General features: G+C 42.7%; 27 protein-coding genes. 11 read left to right on the forward strand and 16 right to left on the reverse strand.

The window, feature by feature from the left end; translation table 11 throughout:
- Nucleotides 1–128: 128 nt before the first annotated feature.
- The 5 genes from OO778_RS08765 (at nt 129) to OO778_RS08785 (ending at nt 5385) form a co-directional block, all read left to right on the forward strand.
- Nucleotides 129–683 carry a DUF1629 domain-containing protein gene (locus tag OO778_RS08765; RefSeq protein ID WP_046875290.1) on the forward strand — a complete coding sequence of 185 codons (555 nt, stop codon included), beginning with the start codon at nt 129–131 and terminating at the stop codon, nt 681–683.
- 309 nt (nt 684–992) lie between these two features.
- Nucleotides 993–1436, forward strand: coding sequence for an SMI1/KNR4 family protein (locus OO778_RS08770; protein WP_046875291.1), 444 nt, complete (start codon nt 993–995; stop codon nt 1434–1436).
- A gap of 227 nt (nt 1437–1663) precedes the next feature.
- Nucleotides 1664–2497: an immunity 49 family protein gene (locus OO778_RS08775; protein ID WP_226977496.1), complete on the forward strand. Its 834-nt coding sequence runs from the start codon at nt 1664–1666 to the stop codon at nt 2495–2497.
- A 626-nt stretch (nt 2498–3123) separates the two neighbouring features.
- Nucleotides 3124–3702 carry an ankyrin repeat domain-containing protein gene (locus tag OO778_RS08780; RefSeq protein ID WP_264909171.1) on the forward strand — a complete coding sequence of 193 codons (579 nt, stop codon included), beginning with the start codon at nt 3124–3126 and terminating at the stop codon, nt 3700–3702.
- A 462-nt stretch (nt 3703–4164) separates the two neighbouring features.
- A complete protein-coding gene (locus OO778_RS08785; protein ID WP_074190135.1) occupies nt 4165–5385 on the forward strand; it encodes an ammonium transporter in 1221 nt (406 codons plus the stop codon).
- A 32-nt stretch (nt 5386–5417) separates the two neighbouring features.
- On the opposite strand, the gene OO778_RS08790 is transcribed toward OO778_RS08785, so the two are convergent.
- Nucleotides 5418–5591, reverse strand: coding sequence for a hypothetical protein (locus OO778_RS08790; RefSeq protein WP_012841833.1), 174 nt, complete (start codon nt 5589–5591; stop codon nt 5418–5420).
- Nucleotides 5592–5709: 118 nt separating this feature from the next.
- Here OO778_RS08790 and cobB point away from each other — a divergent pair, with 118 nt between their 5' ends.
- Nucleotides 5710–6441, forward strand: a complete 732-nt coding sequence (gene cobB / locus OO778_RS08795; protein WP_005396469.1) for a Sir2 family NAD+-dependent deacetylase — start codon at nt 5710–5712, stop codon at nt 6439–6441.
- Between the two features lie 90 nt (nt 6442–6531).
- On the opposite strand, the gene OO778_RS08800 is transcribed toward cobB, so the two are convergent.
- The 5 genes from OO778_RS08800 to potA all read right to left on the reverse strand — a co-directional run bounded on the left by OO778_RS08800 (nt 6532) and on the right by potA (nt 11681).
- The gene (locus OO778_RS08800) at nt 6532–7569 is read right to left on the reverse strand and encodes an extracellular solute-binding protein (RefSeq protein ID WP_005396470.1); all 1038 of its coding nucleotides are present in this window, start codon (nt 7567–7569) and stop codon (nt 6532–6534) included.
- A gap of 247 nt (nt 7570–7816) precedes the next feature.
- On the reverse strand, nt 7817–8848 hold the full coding sequence (locus OO778_RS08805; protein WP_048626389.1) for an extracellular solute-binding protein: 1032 nt from the start codon (nt 8846–8848) through the stop codon (nt 7817–7819).
- A gap of 106 nt (nt 8849–8954) precedes the next feature.
- Nucleotides 8955–9725 (reverse strand): spermidine/putrescine ABC transporter permease PotC, encoded by a 771-nt coding sequence (gene potC / locus OO778_RS08810; RefSeq protein ID WP_005396472.1) that lies wholly within the window; start codon nt 9723–9725, stop codon nt 8955–8957.
- Nucleotides 9725–10585 carry a spermidine/putrescine ABC transporter permease PotB gene (potB, locus tag OO778_RS08815; RefSeq protein WP_012841831.1) on the reverse strand — a complete coding sequence of 287 codons (861 nt, stop codon included), beginning with the start codon at nt 10583–10585 and terminating at the stop codon, nt 9725–9727. The genes potC and potB overlap by 1 nt, the downstream gene beginning before the upstream one ends.
- Nucleotides 10566–11681, reverse strand: coding sequence for a spermidine/putrescine ABC transporter ATP-binding protein PotA (potA, locus tag OO778_RS08820; RefSeq protein ID WP_242657407.1), 1116 nt, complete (start codon nt 11679–11681; stop codon nt 10566–10568). The genes potB and potA overlap by 20 nt, the downstream gene beginning before the upstream one ends.
- Nucleotides 11682–12082: 401 nt before the next feature.
- Between potA and OO778_RS08825 the strand changes: the two genes are divergently transcribed.
- The 4 genes from OO778_RS08825 to ttcA all read left to right on the forward strand — a co-directional run bounded on the left by OO778_RS08825 (nt 12083) and on the right by ttcA (nt 15478).
- The gene (locus tag OO778_RS08825; protein WP_012841829.1) at nt 12083–12880 is read left to right on the forward strand and encodes a hypothetical protein; all 798 of its coding nucleotides are present in this window, start codon (nt 12083–12085) and stop codon (nt 12878–12880) included.
- The gene (locus OO778_RS08830; protein ID WP_074190134.1) at nt 12873–13709 is read left to right on the forward strand and encodes a glucosaminidase domain-containing protein; all 837 of its coding nucleotides are present in this window, start codon (nt 12873–12875) and stop codon (nt 13707–13709) included. Before OO778_RS08825 ends, OO778_RS08830 begins: the two co-directional genes overlap by 8 nt.
- 13 nt (nt 13710–13722) lie before the next feature.
- Nucleotides 13723–14385 carry a DUF2987 domain-containing protein gene (locus OO778_RS08835; RefSeq protein ID WP_074190133.1) on the forward strand — a complete coding sequence of 221 codons (663 nt, stop codon included), beginning with the start codon at nt 13723–13725 and terminating at the stop codon, nt 14383–14385.
- Between the two features lie 199 nt (nt 14386–14584).
- Entirely contained in the window at nt 14585–15478 is an 894-nt protein-coding gene (gene ttcA, locus OO778_RS08840; RefSeq protein WP_074190132.1) for a tRNA 2-thiocytidine(32) synthetase TtcA, read from the forward strand.
- Nucleotides 15479–15603: 125 nt separating this feature from the next.
- Here ttcA and uspE read toward each other — a convergent pair whose 3' ends face one another.
- From uspE to ccoN, 10 genes are all read right to left on the reverse strand, one after another.
- On the reverse strand, nt 15604–16551 hold the full coding sequence (uspE, locus tag OO778_RS08845) for a universal stress protein UspE (RefSeq protein ID WP_006742588.1): 948 nt from the start codon (nt 16549–16551) through the stop codon (nt 15604–15606).
- Between the two features lie 180 nt (nt 16552–16731).
- A complete protein-coding gene (locus tag OO778_RS08850; protein WP_005377497.1) occupies nt 16732–17478 on the reverse strand; it encodes an FNR family transcription factor in 747 nt (248 codons plus the stop codon).
- A gap of 90 nt (nt 17479–17568) precedes the next feature.
- Nucleotides 17569–18246, reverse strand: coding sequence for a sulfite exporter TauE/SafE family protein (locus tag OO778_RS08855; RefSeq protein WP_005396481.1), 678 nt, complete (start codon nt 18244–18246; stop codon nt 17569–17571).
- A gap of 8 nt (nt 18247–18254) precedes the next feature.
- Nucleotides 18255–18419 carry a cbb3-type cytochrome oxidase assembly protein CcoS gene (ccoS, locus tag OO778_RS08860; protein WP_031780555.1) on the reverse strand — a complete coding sequence of 55 codons (165 nt, stop codon included), beginning with the start codon at nt 18417–18419 and terminating at the stop codon, nt 18255–18257.
- A 15-nt stretch (nt 18420–18434) separates the two neighbouring features.
- The gene (locus tag OO778_RS08865; protein WP_074190131.1) at nt 18435–20798 is read right to left on the reverse strand and encodes a heavy metal translocating P-type ATPase metal-binding domain-containing protein; all 2364 of its coding nucleotides are present in this window, start codon (nt 20796–20798) and stop codon (nt 18435–18437) included.
- Between the two features lie 4 nt (nt 20799–20802).
- Nucleotides 20803–21279 (reverse strand): FixH family protein, encoded by a 477-nt coding sequence (locus OO778_RS08870; protein ID WP_005396484.1) that lies wholly within the window; start codon nt 21277–21279, stop codon nt 20803–20805.
- A gap of 105 nt (nt 21280–21384) precedes the next feature.
- The gene (gene ccoP / locus OO778_RS08875) at nt 21385–22359 is read right to left on the reverse strand and encodes a cytochrome-c oxidase, cbb3-type subunit III (RefSeq protein WP_074190130.1); all 975 of its coding nucleotides are present in this window, start codon (nt 22357–22359) and stop codon (nt 21385–21387) included.
- Nucleotides 22359–22532 (reverse strand): CcoQ/FixQ family Cbb3-type cytochrome c oxidase assembly chaperone, encoded by a 174-nt coding sequence (locus OO778_RS08880; RefSeq protein WP_005396487.1) that lies wholly within the window; start codon nt 22530–22532, stop codon nt 22359–22361. Before OO778_RS08880 ends, ccoP begins: the two co-directional genes overlap by 1 nt.
- Before the next feature lie 9 nt (nt 22533–22541).
- The gene (ccoO, locus tag OO778_RS08885; RefSeq protein ID WP_005377475.1) at nt 22542–23162 is read right to left on the reverse strand and encodes a cytochrome-c oxidase, cbb3-type subunit II; all 621 of its coding nucleotides are present in this window, start codon (nt 23160–23162) and stop codon (nt 22542–22544) included.
- Nucleotides 23163–23174: 12 nt separating this feature from the next.
- Nucleotides 23175–24602: a cytochrome-c oxidase, cbb3-type subunit I gene (gene ccoN, locus OO778_RS08890; RefSeq protein ID WP_005396488.1), complete on the reverse strand. Its 1428-nt coding sequence runs from the start codon at nt 24600–24602 to the stop codon at nt 23175–23177.
- A 257-nt stretch (nt 24603–24859) separates the two neighbouring features.
- Here ccoN and OO778_RS08895 point away from each other — a divergent pair, with 257 nt between their 5' ends.
- Nucleotides 24860–25216, forward strand: a complete 357-nt coding sequence (locus tag OO778_RS08895; RefSeq protein WP_258625542.1) for a hypothetical protein — start codon at nt 24860–24862, stop codon at nt 25214–25216.
- Nucleotides 25217–25314 lie beyond the last annotated feature (98 nt).

A 25314-nucleotide genomic window follows, 5' to 3' on the forward strand; every position in this document is an offset into this window, starting at 1 on the left:
GGTTTGATCGATGATATGATTTTTGTAGATGAAATTGGAAAAACAGAAAGTAACATTAGGAATGCTCTGGAAAAGAATGAAGCTCGATCGCAATTGGATGATCCGCAATGGAAAAGTAGGAAGTAGTAATGACACTTAAAATTTGGACCAACAAGGTAGATAGAGATTCCGATCTTACTCAAGGCAAAGTAACGCAGTCTAGTGTATTAATAGGATTGAATCTAACGGGAGGCGTTGCCCTAGGAGACAAATGGCCAAAAGTTACTATTGATGTCATATCAGATGACAAGCCTGCGGATAGTTTTCTTAGTGGTCCTTTATTAATCGTGAGTCGACGGTTATCTGATTTAATTTCTAAGCACACACAAACGAGTGAAGTTGAATTCCTACCGATTGAGGTTAATTACCAAGGTAAAAGTTTTGGTGAATACTATTTTTTAAATGTTCTTGCGATTTGCGATTTACTGGATAGAAATCATTCAATATTTAGTGAGTTTGATGGAGAGGTTGATTCAATTGATCGAGTTGTCCTTAAGAAAGATATTGAAATGCAGAAAACTATATTTCAACTGGATGCTATCGAGTGGTTATTATGTGTCGATGAAAAACTGGCTGAATTAATCGAGAACAAAGATTTTTCAGGAGTGGTATTTAAGTCAGAAAGTGAATGGCGTCCTTTTTAGAGCTCCTTGGGTATTTTTTAGCCATCTCTTACGAGGTGGCTTATAAGTTTATGGTGAGGGGTTCGTTGTTACGCGATTACAAAAGGGGCAGCGAAGCGTTTTACTTCAAAGCAATTGTTCAAAATGATTAAATCAGGAAGACTTCTCGACGGATTTAATCATTCACCATAAGACCTCTTTTATTTCGGAGAGGGGATAACTCGTTCAATAACTTCAGGGTAATGAATTCCAAGCCTCATCAGAAGTACAATAAGCGATTGCACTGGTACGATGAAGGCAAAAACATATATCAAAAATAGAGTTTTAAATATGAGAAACTTAGACGTAATGCTCGATCAATTCACCGAAAAAGAAGGGTTTGAGTGCTTTGGAGAGTTGAATGACGTATCAATTCATGAAATGGAAAATCAGCTAGGATTATCCTTTCCGGAGCCATATAAAGTTTTTCTAAGAAAATATGGTTACGTTGAGTGGTTTGGTCATACGATTTATGGATACTCTGAAGATGAGGACTATCTTGCAGTTGAGCGCACTCTTGAACTTCGCGAGGATGAGATACCGAGTGATTTTGAGAAAATACCACAAAGCGGTTGCGTATTAGAGCGCTATGCCGGAGGTGGCTACTACTTTTTATTTTCAAATGAATCAGAAAGATCGGGGCAAGTAGCCCTTTTCATAGATGAATTGTTTGGTAAAGAAGCCCAATCATGGACAACATTTGAGGCATTTTTGGAATATATGCTCAGCCTTTGAACTGTTGTTACAAAGAGCCTCAATTTCGAAGCCAGGCGACTTTGATATGATTTACGAGGCACCAACTGAAATTTTACATACACAAGCAGAAATATCCTCTAGCGGTAAGGCTTCCAAGTTCAAAGCAAAAGAGTTTGATAGAGATATAGGAGAGTTCAGAAGTGGTTGATAACTCAAAGGTAAAAAAGGTTGAACGAGTAGCTCATGTTGAACTAAGTGATTTTGAAATAGAAGCTTATCGAGAAGAAATAAAAGAGAATTTAGACAAAAGGAAAAGGCGCATATCTATAAAAAGAGAAAACTTGGTTTACTTGAGCGATGGTATTTCTTATCAGCTCCGTCTGTATACATGGTTACCTCCATTAGACGATGATGAGAGAATCGGCACGCTATGTCTATATGAATCATCATTGATGCGTGCTTTTTACCATCAACTGGCCATCAAACCAAGCGAGCCTCAAAGCATTAAATTACCTGATTATCCAGAAGTGACATGGAAAGGCGAAGGTATTTTAAAAACAGGCTTCATTTGCCCCTCAATGTGGCTAGATGCGTATTTTACCTCTGTCATCGTTCGTGACAAAGCTAGCATGGATGTGTTAGCGAACTTTTCGATTTCTTTGATGAGACAGAGCTCTACCAAAGCGGGTGAGCTGTCTTACATGTTAGTAGATGTCATTCAGTCGTTCCATAACCGCACATCAGATTATCCTGATAAGCTGGTTGCAGCAATGGACGCAGCGGTAGCTCAAGGGGATAATTGGGCGTTGGAAATTGCGATGGGGATCCTAGAAACCTTCGCAGCGCTTACCACCGACATTGGTTATGATTTTGAGGAAGTGCTCGTTAAAAACCTACAGTTCCAAGAGAAATATCATCTTAGAGAATTAGGACCAGATAGAATAGGGATCCGCACGTTCATTAATTTCCCTCTGCTTGGCATGGCATGTATGTCGTACGACAAAGGCAACCGTTTCTCTGTTGAAACTGGTTGGCTTCCTCCCTATCTCGTCGAAGGACGTTGGTTAGGAGATGTAAAAGCCGGGAAGATCTCTCGATAAACTCCTTTAGTTAGCAATTCAGCATATAAGCCATCTCTATCTTGAGGTGGCTTTTACGTTTAAGGTGGGGAGGTTGTTGTTTGTTGAACGACCTATCATTGGTGGCATTATCTGCAACCCAAAGTTAAAAATCATATTCGATATGTGCACGATTTAAACCATATTGATTGCGAGAAGAACAAAATTATTTTTATCGCTATATCAATTGTTCAGATGATAGTAGGCCTAAGTCCATTATGTCTTCAAGATAGAGGGTTTTGTTAACGCACACGCTATCGCAGAAAATCAAGGACGAAAACATCTTTGGAGCAAAGTGACAGTTTGCGAATTTTACAAGGCTTGTTATTGGAGACGAAGAACTCTGATGAAACCTTTGATTTTTGAGCATATTTAAGGTCTGTCGTGGGGCCTCGTCCTAAAGACATGCCGGATCCACATACTCTTTAAGAAGGGCTTGGGGCTGAGCAACAAGCTCTCGTTACTGAGGGCCAAATTCTTTTGAGGAAATATGGCATTGATCCAATATTTGACCACGAGAACTTAGTGTGGGCTCCAAATCGGATTGAAGGTCAGTATGATATTTATGCGTTGCGGCAGGTTGTTGATATTCTTAAAGTGACAGATAAATGTTGGGTAAACGCGGTGATATAGTTAATGCTTTAAAATTACTGGTTAAAACCGCAGCTGAGGAGATAAAGATGGCCTGTGAATACAGCGCAAAAGATGTAATGGCCGCGATTAGATCCGGTGACGTGAGTGAGGTTGAAAAAATTCTCTCAGGAGATGACAAATTACTTCATCTAATTACGCCTCTGGGTTCTTGGTTGCATATTGCAACGGAGCAAGGGCAAGATAAAATTGTAGAGCTTCTGGTGAATCTAGGTATTGATGTAAATATCAAGGGGGGGCCTTCAGGTGTAACTCCCTTAAATACAGCTGCATATGAAGGTCATTTAGACTTACTTACCTATTTTCTAGAAAGAAATGCAGTGATGGATATATCTGAACCAGACCGCAACCCATTGTTTGCTGCGATCCATGCTGGTCATAAAAATATTGTGGAGTTATTACTAAAAACTGGTATAGATACAACGGTTAAATATACTGGTAAATCTATGAAAGACATGGATGCTATAGCGTTTGCTTATGAGTGGGGACGCAAGGAAATCGCAGAAATGATTAAAGAGCACAATAGGCACGCTTAGTAGAAGTTAATATGGTACGACAAAGGCAACCGTCTATCTGTTGAAACTGGTTGGCTTCCTCCCTATCTTGTCGAAGGACGTTGGTTAGAAGATGTAAAAGCAGGGAAGATCACTCGATAAACCCCTTTAGTTAGCAATTCCGTATATAAGCCACCTCTCATGGGGTGGCTTTTACGTTTATCGTAGAAAGTTTGCTGTTTGTTGAGTTATATGGTGCGCTTTATGTTGGTGCACTAAAACCATATTGGTGCACTTATTAGCGTGTTAAGCGCCATTGTAAGAATGCCTAATTTTATTAAAGTTCATACAAAACAATAAATTAAATCGTAAGTGTTAGAAATATAAATTATGGAATGAGAATTGCTCTGTTAGACGCTCTATAAATCAAGTTCACCAAATTGGTGATGAGCCTAACTTAGATGCACAGGATAAGTGCGCTACAGATCAACGGAGACAATCATAATGAGTGTAACTGCCAATCAGGTACACGGCGCTGTACAAACTCTCACGCAAAGTTCCGACACACTTTTCTTACTACTTGGCGCAATCATGGTTTTTTTGATGCATGCTGGTTTTGCTTTTCTTGAAGTAGGAACCGTGCGCCCAAAAAACCAAGTTAATGCTTTAGTTAAAATCTTGGCCGATTTCGGTATTTCCGCCATTGCGTATTTTTTCATTGGATACTGGGTCGCTTATGGCGGCACCTTCTTTGCTGATGCAGAGACATTATCTCAAGGCAATGGTTACGAGTTGGTGAAGTTCTTTTTCTTGCTGACCTTCGCTGCAGCGATTCCCGCTATTGTTTCAGGTGGTATCGCAGAACGAGCTCGTTTTTATCCGATTCTAATCGCAACATTTTTTACTGTCGGCATCGTATACCCGTTATTTGAGGGAATAATCTGGAACGGAAACTTTGGTGTTCAAGCTTGGTTTGAAAATACCTTTGGTTATGGCTTTCATGACTTTGCAGGTTCAGTCGTTGTACATGGTGTTGGCGGCTGGATAGCGTTGGTTGCCGTTGTGTTTTTGGGCATGAGAAAAGGCAGAGTTCGAGCAGGAAAGCATACCAACTTTGCACCTTCGAATATTCCGTTTTTGGCTTTGGGAGCTTGGATCTTATGTGTGGGGTGGTTTGGCTTCAACGTCATGTCAGCTCAAACCGTGTCAGGCATAAGTGGCTTGGTGGCTATGAACTCATTGATGGCAATGGTCGGAGGCATTGTCGCGTCATTGTTGGCTGGTAAGAATGACCCCGGCTTTATTCATAACGGCCCACTAGCTGGCTTGGTTGCTGTATGCGCGGGCTCAGACTTAATGCATCCTATCGGTGCTTTAGTGACAGGTGCGATTGCTGGGGTGCTATTTGTTTATCTTTTTACCTACCTACAAAACAAAACCAAGATTGATGATGTGCTAGGGGTTTGGCCTTTACACGGTTTATGCGGCGCTTGGGGTGGTATTGCTGCGGGGATCTTTGGTCAAAGCGCGTTGGGTGGGCTAGGTGGCGTGAGCATTATTGTTCAGCTTCTAGGAACGCTTTTGGGCATTTCCATCGCTGTACTTGGGGCACTTGCAGTCTACGGCGCGATTAATACCAGTATGGGACTAAGGCTTTCAGAAGAAGACGAATTCAATGGCGCTGACCTAGCCATTCATAAAATATCTTCGACCAACGAGGATTGAGGCCAATATGGGAGCGGCGTAAAGCCGCTCTTTTAGCAATTGCCTTTTTTTGCTTGGCCAGGGGGACAGAAATCTCCATTACCACGATGGTTATCGTCATTGGTGCTGACTCTTACTTTTACGTCGTCCACTTCGCCTTCAACATTGGTTAGTTGGCAACCTGCTAAAGTCGTAAGTAATATAAGCGCTAGAGATACTTGTCTCATTGCTGTTCCTCTTAAATTGTAATTCTAATAGTGACCATTACGACCATGGTCTAATCCATATTACTACTGTTGCTATTCTTTCAGTGTTAAGCTAATGAAAAAACAGCAAGGATGAGTTATGAATTTCCCTTATAGAAATATTGTAGTACTTACTGGTGCAGGTATCTCGGCCGAATCTGGTATTCAAACATTTCGTGCGCAAGATGGCCTTTGGGAGAATCACCGTATTGAAGATGTAGCAACACCTGAAGGGTTTGCTCGCGATCCGGACCTTGTTCAAGACTTTTACAACCAACGCCGCAAGAAACTTCAAGACAATGCGATACAGCCGAATGCCGCGCATAAGGCACTGGGCCGCCTAGAAACCGAGTTAGAAGGTAAAGTGACGGTCATCACTCAAAATATAGACAACCTTCACGAAAGAGGCGGCAGCCATAACGTCATTCATATGCACGGTGAGCTTTTAAAAGCGAGGTGCAGTGAATCAAACCAAGTTATAGAACATAGTGAGGACATTAAGACTGGTGAGCTTTGTCACTGCTGTCAGATCCCTTCACAAATGCGACCACATATTGTTTGGTTTGGCGAAATGCCACTACGAATGGGGGATATCTACGCAGCATTAGAAGAGGCAGATTTATTTATTTCTATCGGGACTTCTGGCGTCGTATATCCCGCAGCAGGTTTTGTTCATGATGCAAAAATGCATGGCGCGCACACTATCGAAATTAACCTCGAGCCTAGTGCGGTAGAAAGTGAATTTGAGGAAAAACGCTACGGAAAAGCAAGCGTTGAGGTTCCAAAATTAGTTGACGAGATACTGGCTCTAGAAGGAAAAGAAAGAGCGTAATAATTCTCACAGAGGAGAGCTTTTGTCTTGTCATTAAGAACAAAAAAAGCGGCTCATGAGCCGCTTTTTCATATCTTTAAAACTAACGAATTAGTTGTTCACTTTTAGCTTTTGGAAGTACTCATCGTACATTACGCTCGCTTCGCCAACTTCATCTTGCCAAGTACCGCTGTCCATCACTTCTTGTGGTGGGAAGATGCTTGGATCGTTAGCAAATTCTTTCGGTAGCAGTTCGTGTGCCGTTTTCACTGGAGTAGGGTAACCAATCTCTAGTGCGATCTTAGCTGCGTTTTCTGGGCGCAGTAAGAAGTCAATCATCTTATGAGCCGCATCAACGTTCTTCGCGCCAGCTGGAATTGCCAGGCTGTCCATCCAGAAGATCGTTCCTTTTTCTGGCCAGATGATGTCGATGTTCGCGCCTTCTTGACGAGCCATGTAAGCAGAACCATTCCAAAGCATACCAAGTGAAACTTCACCCGCTAGGTAAGGGTTTGCAGGAAAGTCTGAGTTAAATACTAATACGTTTGGCATTAGCTTTTTCAGTTCTTCGTAAGCGGCTTTGATTTCTTCTGGGTTAGTCGTGTTTGGTGAGTAACCAAGCTTAGTCAATGCAATGTGGAATACTTCGCGAGAATCATCCATCAACATTAGTTGACCTTCCCACTTGCTATCCCAAAAATCATCCCACTTAGTAACAGATGATTTGTCTAGCATGTCAGCATTGATACCAATACCTGTCGCACCCCAAATGTAAGGGATAGAGTAGTTGTTGTTCGGATCGAACGGCTTGTTAAGGAAGTTAGTATCAAGATCGGCAAAATGAGACAATTTCTCTTTGTCGATCTGTTGCAGCATGCTTTCTTTACGCATTTTAGAGACGAAATAGGTAGACGGTACTACCAAGTCGTAACCAGAACCTTGGGTTTTAAGTTTTGCGTACATACTCTCGTTAGATTCATATGTAGAGTAAATAACTTTGATTCCAGTTTCTTTTGTAAAGTCTTCAAGAACTTCGTTTGGAATGTATTCCGACCAGTTGTAGAAATACAGTTCTTGATCAGCAGCCATTGCAGGGGTAGCGATGAGCGTCGCTGCACATAGAGCGCTTGCGTAGAATTTACTTTTCATTTGTTTTCCGTTTTGTTTCGCGATTGGACAAGTCAATACTAGCTGGAGTTATCAAGTTGATCCAAATCGCAGTAAGCACAAATCTGTTTATTTAGCTCGAGGGCTGTATCTCCGCTTTGTGAGAAGATAAAACTAGACATCGAGCCAGATAAACCTAGCAACGCATAATTATATCAGTCAATTACAAAAATAGGCAGCGTATTGCTGCCTATTTTCTTTTAGTCGATGACTTGTTACACAAGCTCGATTACTGTCCCGCTTTCAGCTTTAGGAAGTAATCTTCGTACTTAACGGTTAGATCACCAACCGCATCTTGCCATTCCACTCGATCAAGATCTTCTTGAGAAGGAAATAGCGGTGCAACATCTTTAAACTTAGCGTTCGATTCCTCTACCGCTGTTAAGTAACCAGTATCACGAGAGATTTGCTCTGCGATTTCTGGACGTAGTAGGAAGTCGATCATCTTGTGAGCTGCTTCTACGTTCTTCGCACCGGAAGAGATAGCGAAGTTATCAACCCAACCGATACCGCCTTCTTTAGGAAATACGAGTTTAAGATTTAGGCCTTCATTTTGAGCAGCTGCAGCGCTGCCGTTCCAAAGCATACCAACGCCCACTTCACCAGACATGTAAGGTGCGCCTGGGTTGTCAGAGTTGAAAACTAGAACGTTTGGCATCAACTTTTGTAGCTCAGCGTACGCTTCATCGATTTGTTTAGGGTCTTTTGAGTTGCCTGAATAGCCGAGTTTACGAAGTGCGATGTGGAAGACTTCACGAGTGTCGTCCATCAGCATTACTTGACCTTCAAGCTCAGGCTTCCATAGGTCTGCCCAGCTTTGGAAGTCGTTTGGATCGTACATGTCTGCGTTAACCGCTAGACCTGTAATCGCAACAACGTGTGGAATAGAGTAGTCGTTATTTGGATCGTAAGGCTTGTCTAGATAGTTCTTATCTAGGTTGCCGAAGTTTTTCAGCTTAGTCTTATCGAGCTTTTGCAGCATACCTTCATCGCGCATTTTTGCTACGAAGTACGTTGAAGGTACCACTAGGTCATAACCTTGGTTATGAGTTTTTAGCTTTGCGTACAAAGTTTCGTTCGACTCGTAAGTCGAGTAGATCACTTTGATACCAGTTTCTTTGGTAAATTGCTCTAGGATATTACTGTTGATGTAAGGCCCCCAGTTCATAAATACCAATTCTTTATCATCCGCTGCCGCTGAACCTGAGAACAGAGAAAGCGCACATGCACTACCAGCTAATAGAGTAGCCCATTTTTTCATTGACGTTAGCTCCAAACCAAACGTTGTCCAAATCATTTTGGACGGTAGATAGAAAAACAGAATGGCATGTAACCATTCTGTTTCGTGATGTTAACGGATGTGGATTTTACTTTACTTTTTCTCTTGCAAGCAACTGAGAAATTACGACAAGAATTAAAGAAACCACCAACATGACCGTTGCAAGAGCATTCACTTCCGGTGAAATACCCACCTTAACCATCGAGTAAATTTTCAATGGTAGGATTTCATACGTTGGACCTGTTACGAACGAACTAATAATTACGTCGTCCAGAGACAGGGTAAAGCTAAGCAGCCAGCCTGCCGCAACTGCTGGTTTTGCAAGAGGAAGGATGATCTGCTTTAAGATAACCCATTCACTTGCGCCAAGATCTTTGGCTGCTTCCAACATCTTCACATCGAAGCCATTTAAGCGGCTGTATACGGTTACCACCACAAATGGCAAACAGAAGGTGATGTGGGCAATCAATAGAGTAAAGAAGCCCAGCTGTGCGCCTAATACTAGGAACAGAGCAAGTAATGAAATCGCCATGACAATATCTGGAGACATCATTACGACAAACAGCATGCCGTTTACAGCACCTTTGCCTTTGAACGAGTAACGGAATAGGGCAACAGCTGTTAAGCTACCAATAATAGTAGCCGCTGTTGCAGAAAATACCGCCACGTTCAATGAGTGCCATGCAGCCTGCATTAGGCTGTCGTTGTTGACTAGGGTTTCATACCATTTCGTGGTGAAACCACCCCATTTCATACCAAATTTATTGGCGTTAAATGAATTTACGATTAGTACAACGATTGGTAGATACAAAAATGCATAAACCAACGCCATAAAGCTAAATCTAACTGTGCGTCCCATTAGTCTAGCTCCACTTTCTTATTCAATAATTTTCCTGCTCGGTAGTAAGCGTAAAGCATGACCGCCATTGCGAAGGTGAGGGCGATACTGGTCGCAGCACCAAATGGCCAATCACGAGCGTTCAATACTTGGCTCTTAATTACGTTACCAATCAGTAGGTTCTTCGCACCGCCTAGAAGATCTGAGATGTAGAACATACCCAGCGCAGGTAGTAGAACCAACAAACAGCCACCGATAATGCCAGGCATTGTCAGAGGTAGAATTACTTTAGTAATGGTTTGGAGCTTGTTCGCACCGAGGTCTTTTGCTGCCTCGATGTAAGTGTTGTCCAACTTCTCGATTGCCGAGTAAAGCGGCAGAATCATGAAAGGAAGTAGGATGTATACAAGACCAATCATTACAGCCGTTTCGGTATACATAATACGCAACGGCTTGTCGATGATTTCCATTGCCATCAGCGACTTGTTCAAAATGCCCTGTGTACCGAGAACAATCTTCAGTCCGTAAGTTCGAATCAAAGAGTTCGTCCAAAACGGTACGATCACCAAAAACAGCATAAACGGACGCCATTTTTCAGGCATTTTCGCTACGATATAAGCAAACGGGTATCCAATGACTAAACACAACAACGTTGCCACAATTGCCATGTAGAACGAGTGCATCAGCACTTTCGCATACAGTGGGTCCAGCAGACGCAAGTAGTTGTCGAAAGTGAATGTCATTTCGATTAAGTTTGCTTCATCACGCGTTAAGAAACTGGTACCAATAATCATCACGTTTGGTACCAACACAAACAGTGTTAGCCAGCCTACGATTAAGGCAATGATCGCGTTCTGAAGATTAATCTTCTTGCTTATCATTGAGTACTACCTCCCAGCTCTCAACCCAAGTGATAGCGACTTTCTGGCCAAGTGAGTGGTCCACATCAGGATCATCTTCGTTAAAGAATTCGCTTACCATTACACGCATACCTGAATCCAATTGGATAACAGAATCTAACGTCATACCTTTATAAGTACGCTCAGTTACGTGACCAACAATGCCTTTTTCTTCAGACTCTTTGATTTCTTCGATACGTAAGTCTTCAGGTCGAAGTAGTACTTGTAGTTTATCGCCTTTCTGTGCTTCCTTATCGTAGTAAACGACGGATTCAACACCTTCAATTTCTGCGCGGATGCGTTTGTCATCGATGCGCTCTAGCATGGTTGCATTGAATACGTTGATCTCACCAATAAAGCGAGCAACAAACAGGTTCTTAGGCTCTTCGTAAATCTCACGCGGAGAGCCATCTTGTTCGATAACGCCATCACGCATCACGATAATGCGGTCTGACATCGATAGGGCTTCTTCCTGGTCGTGTGTTACAAAGATAAAGGTAATACCAAGTTGACGCTGAAGCTGCTTCAACTCGATCTGCATTTGTTTACGCAATTTGTAGTCCAGCGCCGACAGCGATTCATCGAGCAGAAGTACTTTTGGTTTATTAACAACTGCACGAGCAATTGCGATACGCTGTTGCTGGCCACCAGAAAGTTGGTGCGGTTTACGCTGTGCCATTTTCTCTAGACGAACCATGCGTAATGCTTCCATTACTCTTGGTTCAATCTCTGCTGCAGGTGTTTTCTGCATACGAAGACCAAAAGCGACATTGTCAAAAACGGTCATGTGTGGAAACAGTGCGTAGCTTTGAAATACCGTGTTGACGTGTCTCTGCTCAGCAGGAACCTGTGTTACATCTTGGTCATCCAAAATGATTTGACCGTTATCCGCCGCTTCAAAACCAGCGATCATTCGTAAAACAGTCGTTTTACCACAACCAGAAGGCCCAAGAATCGTCAGAAACTCACCATGATTAACATCCAGATTTAAATTACCGATGACTTCCTTACCATCGAAACTTTTACTAATACCAGATAAACGAATAACTGGCTTTCCTGCTTGCGGTTTTGCGTTCAACGTCTGTATTTCCCCCACGTTCAAGCTGGGATAATCCCAGCTGATGTGACACTAGCCATTCACTTTTGAGGCGCGCATCATAATCACCAAAATTGTGAAATTAAAGCATTTTCTTATCTTGAAACAGAAAAAATTTTGCAGGCAAAAGTCATCATTCCTTACCATACTGTTTTTATAAGATTAATTGGCATTTAAACACAGTTTGATAGCACTAAGCTCTGTACAATAATTGTTTTCAATTTCATAACTTTGAGAGTGGTTAATTATCAACCATACAGTTGAGATTGCAAGGATAGTACGTGAGTTGTGATGTTAGATGTGGAAAGATTTCTTTATAATAACGGCCACATTAATTGACTGGAATTCCAGTGAAAATTTTACAAGTTAATCTTGGATAAACTATGAACGACGATTTTGAGAAAGATTTCAATCTTGGGGGGAGTGTAGAGCGAGCTTTGTCTGGCAACTACGAGCTTAAAGCTGGGGCTGTTTTCAATGAAGCTTGGCGAGCAACCATCCAGCACTTTTTATCCTTTTCTCCTGCTATTATTGTATTGCTTTTTGTCCAGTTAGGTATTTTCTATATCGCGTTACAACTGCAGTTAGGTGATCTGACCGTCATTCTTGATGCATTTGAGAATCCAGAATCGTTCACTAACGATATTGTGTCTTCTATTTATGTCGCGAACTTTAGTTATGAGGTGATCAGCGCCCCAATTTATGCAGGGATCAGCTTGATGGCGATGAGCCATATCGCGGGCCTAAAGACTAAGTTGCGCCATGTAGGCAAAGGGCTGCAGTTTACTATTCCCGTGATCCTAGCAACGCTGATGAGCCTAATGCTGCAAGGCGTAGTTGGTATGATCTTCCCTCTACTGTCCCTGTATCTTTCTTTAGCGTTTAGTCACTCTATCTTGTTGATTTGTGAAAAAAGAGTGCCACCAATGCAGGCGCTATTGTTATCACTTCGCGCTATTAACAAGAAGATTTTTGTCGTCGCAGGGCTTTACTTAGGCGTGATGTTGATGTTTATTGTCGCAGCGATGTTCTACGGTATTGGCTTGATTTTTGTGTTGCCATTCTTCTTCCATTTGAAAGGCATACTCTACCGCGAAATGTTTGGAATTAAGCTCAAGATCGTTGCAACACAGAAAAACGACAATGATCACGATGGTAACTCACAGGTGTTTGATGCCTAATTCTTTAAAATCAATAAGTTTACGAGTGGCGGCTACCTGTATAGCCGCCACTTTCATTTCTATTGGACCGTATTTACACTACGAGCAACAGTTTAAATATGTTGAGAATCCTGATGTGCTGTCCGGGACAATTAGGCATGTCGATTTGTCTCATTTGCCACACATTGGTGATATCCCTGACTTCAACGCAATAAAAGACACCAAAGAGAAAAAAGCGGCGTTTTTTGATTTTTTAAGGCCTAAAATAGCACTTGAGAATCAACGAATTCGCCATGAACGAGCGTTTCTTACTTCTTTAAAGGTGGGACAAATCACTCAAGAGCAAGAAGAGTACGCTCAGCGACTAGCGGCTCTGTATTCTTTGCCTTTGAGCGACAACAAAGTCGATCACGCGTGGTTGGGTGAAATGCTTGTGCGAGTGAATGTCTTACCAGAAGCGCTGGTTCTAACTCAAGCAGCAAATGAATCTGCGTGGGGCACTTCTCGTTTTGCCACTCAAGCTAACAACTTGTTCGGCCAATGGTGTTATAAAAAGGGTTGTGGAATTGTTCCTGCGCAACGTGGCGCAGGCAAAGCTCATGAAGTTGAAAAATTCGATTCTGTACAGCAGTCGGTTCATGGCTACTTTATGAATGTTAATCGAAACCCAGCGTATGCTGAACTGCGTGAAATCAGAGCTTCTCTAGCCGAAAAGAACAAAGACCTGTTATCGGTCGCAACGGCGTCAGAGTTAACTCATGGATTGCTAGCATATTCTGAACGTGGCATTGCTTATGTACACGATCTTCGCGCTATGATTCGTCATAATAACGCCTACTGGACACAATAAAATAACGGATAAAATGAAAAAGTTAAGCCTAAGTCTATTGGGAAGTGCGGCGCTAATTCTTGTATCGCCAATAACCCAAGCTCAAGAGTACATGTTCACATACTCAAAGTTATACACCCAACTCAAAAACAACAATAAAGAAGGGCATGACGACGTGAAAGTTGGCGTCTTCTTTGTGGACGCAAAAACTAAGCAAATTTGTACAATAGAAAAAGCTTGGATGGAAAAAGAAGAGCACTATGAAGAGTTTGTTATCCCTGCTTCACAAGAGTTGCCTCTGCCAGTCGATAAAAACTTAAAGTCAGCGAATCCGTTGGTTTTTGTCGATACTCCAAAAGATACTCGCTGCGATTACTCACTTGTCGTGATGGCCAAAGAACCATTACAGGGTAACGTTTCTTACGAGCAACTTAAGCCTCTTCTACCTCAAATGCAGACGATGCTGGAAGATTTAGGCGGTATGTTTGCGGGTTGGTTTACACCTGAAGTTCAAGGTGTGACGATGGAGTTTGCAAATCAACTGAATGATAAAGTGATTTTCTCAAACGGAACCGAAAAGCCAATTGTCAATGGCAAGATACAAGTCGCACTAAGTGAAATAGGGCAAGGTGGCACAATGACACTACCAGAACCGACGATGCGAGTGCTACCTTATCTGCCTAACGCAAAGAAATGAACACTGAGAGTTTAGAAAGAGCTGCAATTGCGGCTCTTTTTTCATTTGTGACGGTAACTAAGCTACCTTTCGTGTCCTTTTCTTAATGTCTCAATAAGACAAGCATTTAATCCTGCGTAAAAAGCTCGTATAATCCACGCCCCAAAGAAACCCATGTTAGGAAGTCCTAGTCGATTTATCGGCGATGTGAGAGCCCGCAATGAACCAAATAGATACAAGAAAAGAAACCCTAGAATTCAACAAGCTTCAGAAACGCCTGAGAAGACATGTTGGAAATGCCATTACTGATTACAACATGATCGAAGAAGGCGATGTTGTGATGGCATGTATTAGCGGTGGTAAAGATTCATTCGCGATGCTTGATATCCTGCTGAATCTTCAAAAAGCTGCGCCAATCAAATTTGAAGTGGTTGCGGTAAACTTAGACCAAAAACAACCGGGCTTCCCTGAGCACATTCTGCCTGAGTATTTCGAAACACTGAATATCCCTTACTACATCGTAGATAAGGACACGTATTCAGTCGTCAAAGAGAAGGTGCCAGAAGGCAAAACCACTTGTGGTCTGTGTTCACGCCTACGACGTGGTACGTTGTATTCATTTGCAGAGAAGATTGGTGCAACTAAACTTGCGCTAGGTCATCACATGGATGACATCGTCGAAACAATGTTCTTGAATATGTTCCACGGCTCTCGCCTTAAAGCGATGCCACCAAAGCTGCGCTCTGATGATGGTCGTAACGTGGTCATTCGTCCATTGACTTACTGTCGTGAAAAAGATCTGATCAAATACGCTGAACACAAGGATTTCCCAATTATTCCGTGTAACCTTTGTGGTTCTCAAGAGAACCTTCAGCGTCAATCTATAAAAGCAATGTTGATTGAATGGGATAAGAAGAAGCCAGGGCGTGTGGAAGCGATTTTTAAATCAATTCAAAACGTAAGCCCAAGCCAACTAGCAGACCGCGAATTGTTCGACTTTGTTAACTTACCTCTAGACCGTGAAGGTAACCGCGAAGAGTATGAATTTAATGAGGCTGTCGTTTCTTCGACGAATATTGATGAATCAATGTTCATCGATGTTACGAACATCTAACTCGTAAAAAGGAGGTCAATTAGACCTCCTTTTTTGTATTCAACGCTTTAACTGTCCCCAAACAAAAATCCCCCTTTATTAGGGGGATCTATTAGCGTCTGTTTGAAAGCGCTCATAAAGAGAGATTAGGTTGCTGTATTTGGATCGAGAGGGCTAATGTAGCCTTTTGGTTTTAGAGCCAATACATCGCAATTTATTTTATCGATCACGTGCTCAGCTGTATTACCAATAAAGACAGCAGAAAGCCCGGTTCGCCCTGTGGTGCCTAAAATAACCATTGCAGTATTCAAGCGCTCTGCTGCTGCTGGAATGACATCTTCAGGTAAGCCTTGCTCAACAATCGTTTGCTCTTCATCAAGGCCGTGTTTTTGGCGTAATGCTTTCATCGCAGTTAAGTGATGACCTCGAACGGCATCGGTATAAGTCGTTGGATCAAACTCAGGAAGTTCAATGGTAATGTTCGCCGGTGTAACGGGATACGCATTAACAAGGTATGGTTTGGCATCCAGTCGGGTGGTGACTTCTTTTAGTCGCTCGACCATGGCATCGTTGAGATCAATATGAGTTGGATTTTCAGAGCCTACGTGCACCGAGGCAAGAATGCTTGCTTGTTCTGGCCAATCTGCATTTTTAATCAGAAGTACTGGGATAGGGCATTTACGTAACAAGTGCCAATCGGTCGGAGTGAAAATCACAGATTCTAACACGTCGTGCTTACGTGTACCTTTAATGACTAGGTCATGGCTGCCTGCATAGACCTCAGCGATAATTGCTTCGTAAGGACGGTTGTGCCAGACGACACATACATCAAAGTCGAAGCCATCGTTTAGATAAGGTTGAGCAATTTTACGCATCCACTGCTCACGTTGATGGATAACACCTCGACGCATAGCATCTCTTTCATCCACTGATAGCATTGACGTCATGTCATAAGAGAAATCGTAAATGGATAAAAAGAAAGTGATTCGGCTTCTAGATACACTTTTTTGAGCTAATTGAACAGCTCTTGCAAGTGCGGGCTGCTCATCATTATTGATGTCAGCTACAACAAGGATCTTACTGTATATACTCATAACTAAGCCCACTTCTATTGCAAAACCAGATACTGAATATAAATTAAATCAGTATTTTGGAGTACTCACCGTACATTTTTACTGTAGCTTAGTTTGGGTAACTTTTTGAGGACTTTCGAAAGGAATTTATGAGAAACATGATGTAGCTCATTTTCGAGCTACATCAATAATTGGGGTGTATTATTCTTTAGTTACACCAGCAAGTTCCATCAATGCATCGTGGTCTAAGATAGTGATATATTTACCTTTTACACTTAGGATCTCGGATTTCTGGAAACGACCCAACAAGCGACTGATTGTTTCCACTGTAAGACCAAGATAGTTACCAATATCACCACGAGTCATCGTTAAACGAAACTCTCTAGGGCTGAAGCCACGTTGAGAAAAACGAGTTGATAGGTTGTATAGGAAAGCCGCTAGACGTTCTTCTGCATTCTTTTTAGAAAGAAGCAAAATCATTTCCTGATCACCTTTAATTTCGTTACTCATCAAACGCATAATTTGCTGGCGAAGCTTAGGCATTTTACCTGATAGGTCGTCTAAAATTTCGTATGGGATTTCACATACCATCGACGTTTCAAGCGCTTGAGCAAAGCTAGGGTGGGAGTCACCTGTAATGGCATCGAAACCAACTAGGTCTCCGGCCAAGTGAAACGCTGTGATTTGCTCATCACCTTGCTCTGTGATCGTATAGCTCTTGATGGTACCAGAGCGGATAGCGTACAGAGATTTTAGCTCGTCACCAGCCTTAAAAAGCTCTTGTCCTTTTTGGATAGGCTTCTTACGTTCGATGATTTGGTCAAGCTGATCAAGTTCTGCCTCATTCAGAGTGAACGGGATACACAGCTGACTAATGCTACAATCTTGGCAATGAATGGCGCAACCGCCTGATTGGATACGCTTTGTTGCAGGTTTTTCAGAAATCATAACAACCTTTCACTATTTGATATACATCAATATTTTAGCATCGCTTAATCCTAAAGGGTAGCAAAAATGTCACCTCAATAGAGTTTAACGTTATATGAAACCGAGTAACTCTATGGCTCCTACAGCAGTGTACGAACCATACCCAATAAGGATTAATGCTGAAATATTTCTAAATATTAACGACTTTTGTAATTTCTGAAAATGGTTGGCACCATATCCAATAATAAGCATTGCCGGAAGTGTTCCGAGGCCAAACGCGAGCATAATAAGACCACCGTTTATTGCGCTGCCTGAAACCGCCGACCAAGTTAGCGCAGAATAAACCAAGCCGCATGGTAACCAGCCCCAAATGAAGCCAAATGGTAAAGCATGAAGAGGATGCTTTAATGGCAACAAACGCTTACCAGCTGGTGAGATAAAGCGCCAAATGTGCTGTCCTAACTTTTCTATTAACAGTAAACCTTGCCACCATCTAGCAATATAAAGCGCAACCAGAATCATGAACAGTGCGGCAATCAGCCTTAACCAAGCAAGAGAATGCGTTAATCCACTTAGCTCAGATAAACCTGATATTGCTCCGCCTACTAATGCACCGATTACGGCATAGCTGCTCAGTCGCCCTAGGTTGTAGAAGAGTGGAATAAGGGGTGAGCTTTTACTTGTAGAAGAGCCCATGGTAAGCAGAGACGCGATACCACCACACATTCCCATGCAATGACCAGCCCCAACGAGGCCGATCATCAAAGCACCAATAAAGTCAGGAGTCATAAAGGTTGCTATTTTTTATCACTATTAGATTTGTCTTCTTCATCAAGAAGAATGTTATGTCCTTGTCGTTCTAGATCTTCAAACTGATCACTTCTTACTGCCCAAAGAAAAATGGCAACAGCAACACAAACGAGAACGATAGCGATGGGAATCAATATATAAAGACTTTCCATGTTTGCTTTCTCTACTTATTTCTCTTTGAGCAGGCGCAAAGAGTTAGATACAACGATAATTGAGCTTGCAGACATGCCAACTACTGCAATGTAGGGAGCCACTAAACCAGCGACAGCTAAAGGCAAAATTAACAGGTTGTAACCCAAAGACCAAGCCAAGTTTTCTCGAATAATCTTTCTTGTACGCAGTGCAAGCAAGCGTGCCTCTAGTAGCTTTTCGAGATTATCCCCAAGTAACGTCATATCTGCAGATGCTTTAGCGACATCCGTACCACCGCCCATTGCAACAGAAAGATGAGCTCCGGCGAGAGTAGGTGCGTCATTGATGCCATCGCCAACCATCATTGTGATACTGTCTTCATCAAGACTCTTAAGGTACGCGAGTTTGTCTTCTGGTTTTGCTGACGCAACGACGTGATCGATACCAATTTCATTCGCTACAGGTCGAGCGTTTGAGAGAGAGTCACCTGTTAGCAGCGTTGTCTTAATTCCAGCGTCAGCAAAACGTTGAACAAAGGCTTTGCTTTCTTTTCGGATAGGGTCGCGGTAGTAAAAGCTAGCGACATGCTCGCCATCAACTGAAAGATAGACCGCATGGCTTTCATCGCTTTCCTTGCCTTGAACAAAAACCGCACTGCCTATCTTAACGATTTTGCCATTCCAGATCCCCTCAATCCCTGAACCAATCACGTTTTGCACTTCATACACAACAAAGTCATCATTGGCGTAACTTGCAAAAGAGCGAGCGATAGGATGGTTTGCATGAGCTTCTAATGCCGCGGCTAGAGAGAGACAATCTTCTTTTGGAAGATCACTCAACACTTTTGTATCACAGATCTCAATATCGCCTTTCGTTAGAGTACCTGTTTTATCTACAACTAAGTGGTTGATCTTACATAGCGTCTCGAACACATGACCTTTACGAAGCAAAATGCCAAAGTTTCCCATACGAGAGGTAGCACAGGTGAGAGCAGTTGGAGTCGCAAGAGATAGGGCACATGGACAGGTGGCTACCAACACGGATAGCATGATCCAAAACGCATCATCTGGTTTTGTTTGATGCCAGTACAACCAAGTACCAGCAGAAATAATAAGAATCGCTCCAACAAAGTAACGAGCAACAACGTCTGCAATTTCTGCGATTTTAGGTTTGGAGTGTTGAGCTTCATCTTGTAAACGCACGATATTGGAAATCATTGAGTCAGCTTTGGAACTCATGACCTCTAGCTCAAATGACTCATCACCGTTTAATGTTCCTGCATAAACCGCATCGCCTTCTCGTTTCACAACATGTACGGATTCACCCGTTAGCATGGATTCATCAATATGAATACGACCCGAAATAACTTTGCCGTCAGCTGGGATATGTTCGCCAGGAAGGACGCGAATACGATCTCCAACTTTAAGAGTTTTCACTGGTATTTGCTCGCCATCCAGCGTCGTGGCGATCGCTGGGATCAACTTTAATAGGTTACCACTCGCCGCTGCGGCTTTGCGACGCGCTCGCATCTCTAAAAATCGTCCGACTAATAGGAAGAAAGTGAACATTGAAATCGATTCGAAGAAGACTTCGCCCTGTTCTGTAACGGTTGCTATTAAGCTGGCTACATAGGCAAAAATAAGTGCAATCGAGACAGGCACATCCATACCGAGGGTTCGGCCTTTGATGCTTCGCCACGCATTTAAGTAAAACGGAAGAGCAGAGTAGAGTAGGACTGGCGTAGCAAAGATCAGACTTACCCAACGAAAGTAATTTTTAAACTCCGGTTCTAGGTCACCAAAAACTTCTAGGTACAATGCGACGGCTAGCATCATAACTTGCATGGTAGCTAAACCAGCAATACCTAATCTGTATAAGTATTGCTTCATCATTCGATGATAAGAGGCTTCTTGCTTATCAGCTTCAAATGGTGCGGCTTTATAACCCAATTTATGAATGACAGATAGGAGCTCACTTAATCGAACCTGAGTCTTATCCCAGGCCAGTAACGCGCGGTTAGTGGTTGTATTCACGCGGATAGACACTAACCCAGCCGTATTAGAGACTTGCTTTTCGATTAACCACGCACAAGCTGCACATGAAACGCCTTCTAAAGAAAGAGTTACTTCAGAGACATTTTCACGATTTCGCACAAATTCTGATTGTACATCTTCATTATCATAATGAATTAAAGCTTGGAGTTGCTCTGGTACTAAATCTGCTTTTTCCGCAGGCGCAGTTCTATATTGATAGTAGGATACTAAGCCGCTGTCTACGATGGTTTGAGCAACCGTCTCGCAGCCAGGACAACACATCTTGCGGGATTCACCGAGTATATCAACTTTAAAATCCGTGTTGGCTGGTACATCTTCACCACAGTGATAACAGGATTCACACATATGCTTACTTCATTAACGGTGTTGACGAGGCTGGAAATTCAACTTTACCTTGGATCATCCATTGTTGGTCATGTGGTTGTAGTTCGACAAACCAAGGACCTTGAATAGATTCTTCTGCCGTTAGGCGGTAATTACCAGATGCATCCGCCGTAACGAGCTTTGTAAAGTCACGGTCAGGAAGAGTACGATGAGTGAAAGTGGCCGTTAGAGCAGGGTAATGAGATAGCTTCCCTTTAGCGAAAACAATCACAACATTGTTATTTTCAGAAGAAATCTCTGCGTTAAGACCTAGGTCACGAGCGACATTCATTTTACTAATGTCGATGTTAATGCCTTTGCCTTTTTTATAGTAATCCTCGGCGACTAAAGAAACAGAGTTGTTCGAGAAAACGACCACAGTAATCACAGTCCAAACTACGACAGTAAGAGGAAGGATGATTAGGAACCACGGCCAAAATTGTTTATACCAAGGCTTTACCATAAAAAAGTTCTCAACAGCTAAATGAAAAAAATGTAGGCGTTAAATTTAAAGGAAAGACAGCCCCTATGAAAGGGGCTGTTATTGCTATGTTACTTAATATCTCAGTTACTTACTCTCTGAGTTACTTAAGCTCCAGACATAAGAGGCAACGAGCTGAACTTTATCTTCACCCAAAATGTCTTTCCACGCGGGCATTACACCTGAGCGGCCGTTCATTACGGTTTCGGTTACAGCTGCACGAGAGTCGCCAAATAGCCAATCTTGGTCTGTAAGATCAGGTGCACCGACTGCAGGGTTACCCTTACCATCAGTACCGTGACAAGCTGCACACACGACGAAACGTGCTTTACCTGCCGCTGCTTCACGAGCATTCACTTTACGACCAGATAGGCTAAGTGTGTAGCTTACTACTTCTTGAACACCTTGCTCACCAAGCGCATCTTTCCATGCTGGCATTTGACCAATACGGCCATGCATGATGGTTGTTACGATTGCAGCTGGTTCACCGCCGTATAGCCATGCATCATCAGTTAGGTTAGGAAAACCTTTCTGACCACGAGCATCAGAACCGTGACATTGAGAACAGTTTTGCAAAAACAAACGTTGGCCAACTTTTAATGCTTCAGGATCTTGCGCAATTTCAGGAATTGAGCGTAGACCACTGTCATTGTGCGCGAGTTTACGGAATGCTTCGCCGAAGTAAGCGTCGGCATCATCCAGTTCTTTTGCATATTGGTTTAGTTGCTTGTTTTCTTGTGCTGCAGCGATGGCTTCTTTTGACTCTTCTAGTGAGCGAACGGTTTGAGCCGAACTCTGCCAGTTTAAAAAGCCCTTGAAGCTACCTAGACCTGGGAATAGGGCAAGGTAAACTGCTGCGAACACAAATGTGCTTACAAACAGGTAAGTCCACCACTTTGGTAGAGGGTTGTTTAGCTCGCGAATACCATCGTACTCGTGGCCCATGTCTTCCCCTTCCTCGACGCCCATTTTATCTTTAGCGCACCAAGTCAGGAGAATCGCACAGCCTACCAGCGTACCGACAGTAATCACGATAATCCAGAGACTCCAGAATGTAGTCATTACTTCTTCACTCCTTGGTTATTTGGGGTCGTTTGTTCTTCGTCAGCAAACACCAAGTTGGCATCTTCTTCAAAGCGTGCTTTACGCTTTTTACTAAATGCCCACCATACGATGCCGATAAAACTAGCGAAGAGTACAACGGTATAAATACTATGAATTGTACCGAAATCCATATGATCCCCTTACTTCATTGCATGACCAAGAGACTGAAGGTAAGCGATGATTGCATCCATCTCTGTTTTACCTTCTACTTCTTTAGCCGAATTCGCGATCTCTTCATCAGTGTATGGAACACCGAACTGATCACGAAATAGCTCAAGTTTCTTCTGAGTTAGCTTACCGTCTAAAACGTTTTCAGCTAACCACGGGAAACCTGGCATGTTTGACTCAGGCACAAGCTCACGAGGGTCTAGTAGGTGAACGCGGTGCCATTCATCAGAATAACGACCACCAACACGAGCTAAATCCGGACCTGTACGCTTAGAGCCCCAAAGGAATGGGTGTTCCCAAACACTCTCACCGGCGACAGAGTAGTGACCGTAACGTTCAGTCTCTGAGCGGAAAGGACGAACCATCTGGCTGTGACAAACGTTACAACCTTCACGGATGTAGATGTCACGACCTTCCATCTCCAGAGGAGTGTAAGCACGTAGATTCTCTACAGGTTCAGTCGTTTGCTTTTGGAAAATCAGAGGAGTGATCTCTACAAGAGCACCCCAGCTGATAGCAAACACGATAAAAATAGCCAACAAACCGACATTACGTTCTAAGATTTCGTGGCGATTATTAGAATTATTACTCATTCTTAAATCTCCTTATGCCGGATGTGGGATAGCTTTTAGGCTTTCTTTTGGTGCACTTACCGTTTTGTACGTGTTGTATGCCATTAGGAACATACCAGATAGGAAGATAAATCCACCTAGGAAACGTACAAAGTAGAACGGGTAAGACGCTTCTACAGACTCAACAAAGCTGTAGGTTAGCGTACCGTCAGAGTTAACCGCGCGCCACATCAGACCTTGCATTACACCAGAGATCCACATCGCAACGATGTAAAGAACGGTACCGATTGTCGCTAGCCAGAAATGCACATTCACTAGACCGACCGAGTACATACGCTCTTGGCCAAATAGGCGAGGTACTAAGTGATATACAGAGCCGATAGAAACCATCGCAACCCAACCTAACGCACCAGAGTGAACGTGACCAATGGTCCAGTCTGTGTAGTGAGAAAGTGCGTTAACTGTCTTAATCGACATCATCGGGCCTTCAAAGGTAGACATACCGTAGAACGACAGTGAAACGATTAGGAAACGTAGGATAGGGTCATAACGAAGCTTATGCCATGCACCAGATAACGTCATAATACCGTTGATCATACCACCCCAAGAAGGAGCAAATAGAACCAGCGACATCACCATACCTAGAGACTGAGTCCAGTCCGGTAGCGCTGTATAGTGAAGGTGGTGAGGGCCTGCCCAAATATATAGAGAAATAAGCGCCCAGAAGTGAACGATAGATAGACGGTAAGAATAAACAGGACGTTCAGCTTGTTTAGGAACGAAGTAGTACATCATGCCTAGGAAACCAGCGGTGAGTAGGAAACCTACCGCATTGTGTCCATACCACCACTGAACCATCGCATCCACTGCGCCTGAGTAAATCGAGTAAGATTTACCAAGTGACACAGGAATAGCCATGCTGTTCACGATGTGAAGTACTGCTACTGTGATAATAAAGGCACCGAAGAACCAGTTTGCCACATAAATATGTGACGTGTTTCGCTTCACCAGTGTGCCGAAGAACACCACCGCATATGATACCCATACTAGCGCAATTGCGATATCAATAGGCCATTCTAGCTCAGCATACTCTTTACCCGATGTTAAACCGAGAGGCAAAGTAATGGCTGCTGCCAGGATGATTGCTTGCCAACCCCAAAAGGTGAAGGCAACGAGTGGGCCACCAAAAAGACGTGTTTGACATGTGCGCTGTACAACATAATAAGACGTTGCGAACAGAGCACTTGTACCAAACGCAAAAATTACCGCATTAGTATGCAGTGGACGTAAGCGACTGTACGTCAACCACGGCGTATCAAAGTTTAGCTGTGGCCAAACTAATTGAGCGGCAATCAAAACACCAACAGCCATACCAACTATGCCCCATAAAATGGTCACAAGGGTAAATTGGCGAACGACTGTATAGTTGTAGTTTTGTTCAAGCTGCTTTACTTGGCTCATTTGCATGCTTCCAATTTCTAATTAACTACACTTTTACTTCCAACACGACTTGCGTCGTAACACCACCCAAGTAAACTCTAGAATTCAAGTGTTATCATCACCTTATTTCCATTGCTGACTTTAATAAAAAGTGGCATTTTCAGCGTGACACTATACTTGAATTAACAATTCAATGACAGGGTAGTAACCTTACTGGCCCCCTGGAAATCATTTTTTATTTAAAAAGTTTGAAGTTTGTAACAAGGATATTAGTAATTATGCCCGCACAAAAGTTAACAAAGGCGCGACTTGCACAAATCTTAATCATGCTCAGTGTGTTAATAGGCGCATTTTTCTGGCGTACCTTTACACACGAGAGCGTTACTAGCATTGACTGTTCACAAAAAGAACGATGCGATGTAACAATTGAAGGTGAAATAATCACAATTAATCGTGACTCGGCGGGAATTTTGCTCGAAACGATGAAAAGTAGCACTCTAAAAATTGATCTAAATCAATCTGGTGAATTTATCAATCTCGATCGGGAACATAAGAAAATAGAATGGGACACAATGCCTGAATCAAAAAAAATCACCTTTAAAAAAGGCGAAAACATTGTTGTAGTTCAATTATAAATACGATCTGTCACGAGATAATCGCAACTTCTTAATGAATTTTTCACCTTCTTACCTAGAGAAAATTGGTTGGAATGGTATAACAGCAGAGTGATACC

It is taken from the genome of Vibrio sp. STUT-A16, assembly GCF_026000495.1.
Classification (GTDB): domain Bacteria; phylum Pseudomonadota; class Gammaproteobacteria; order Enterobacterales; family Vibrionaceae; genus Vibrio; species Vibrio diabolicus.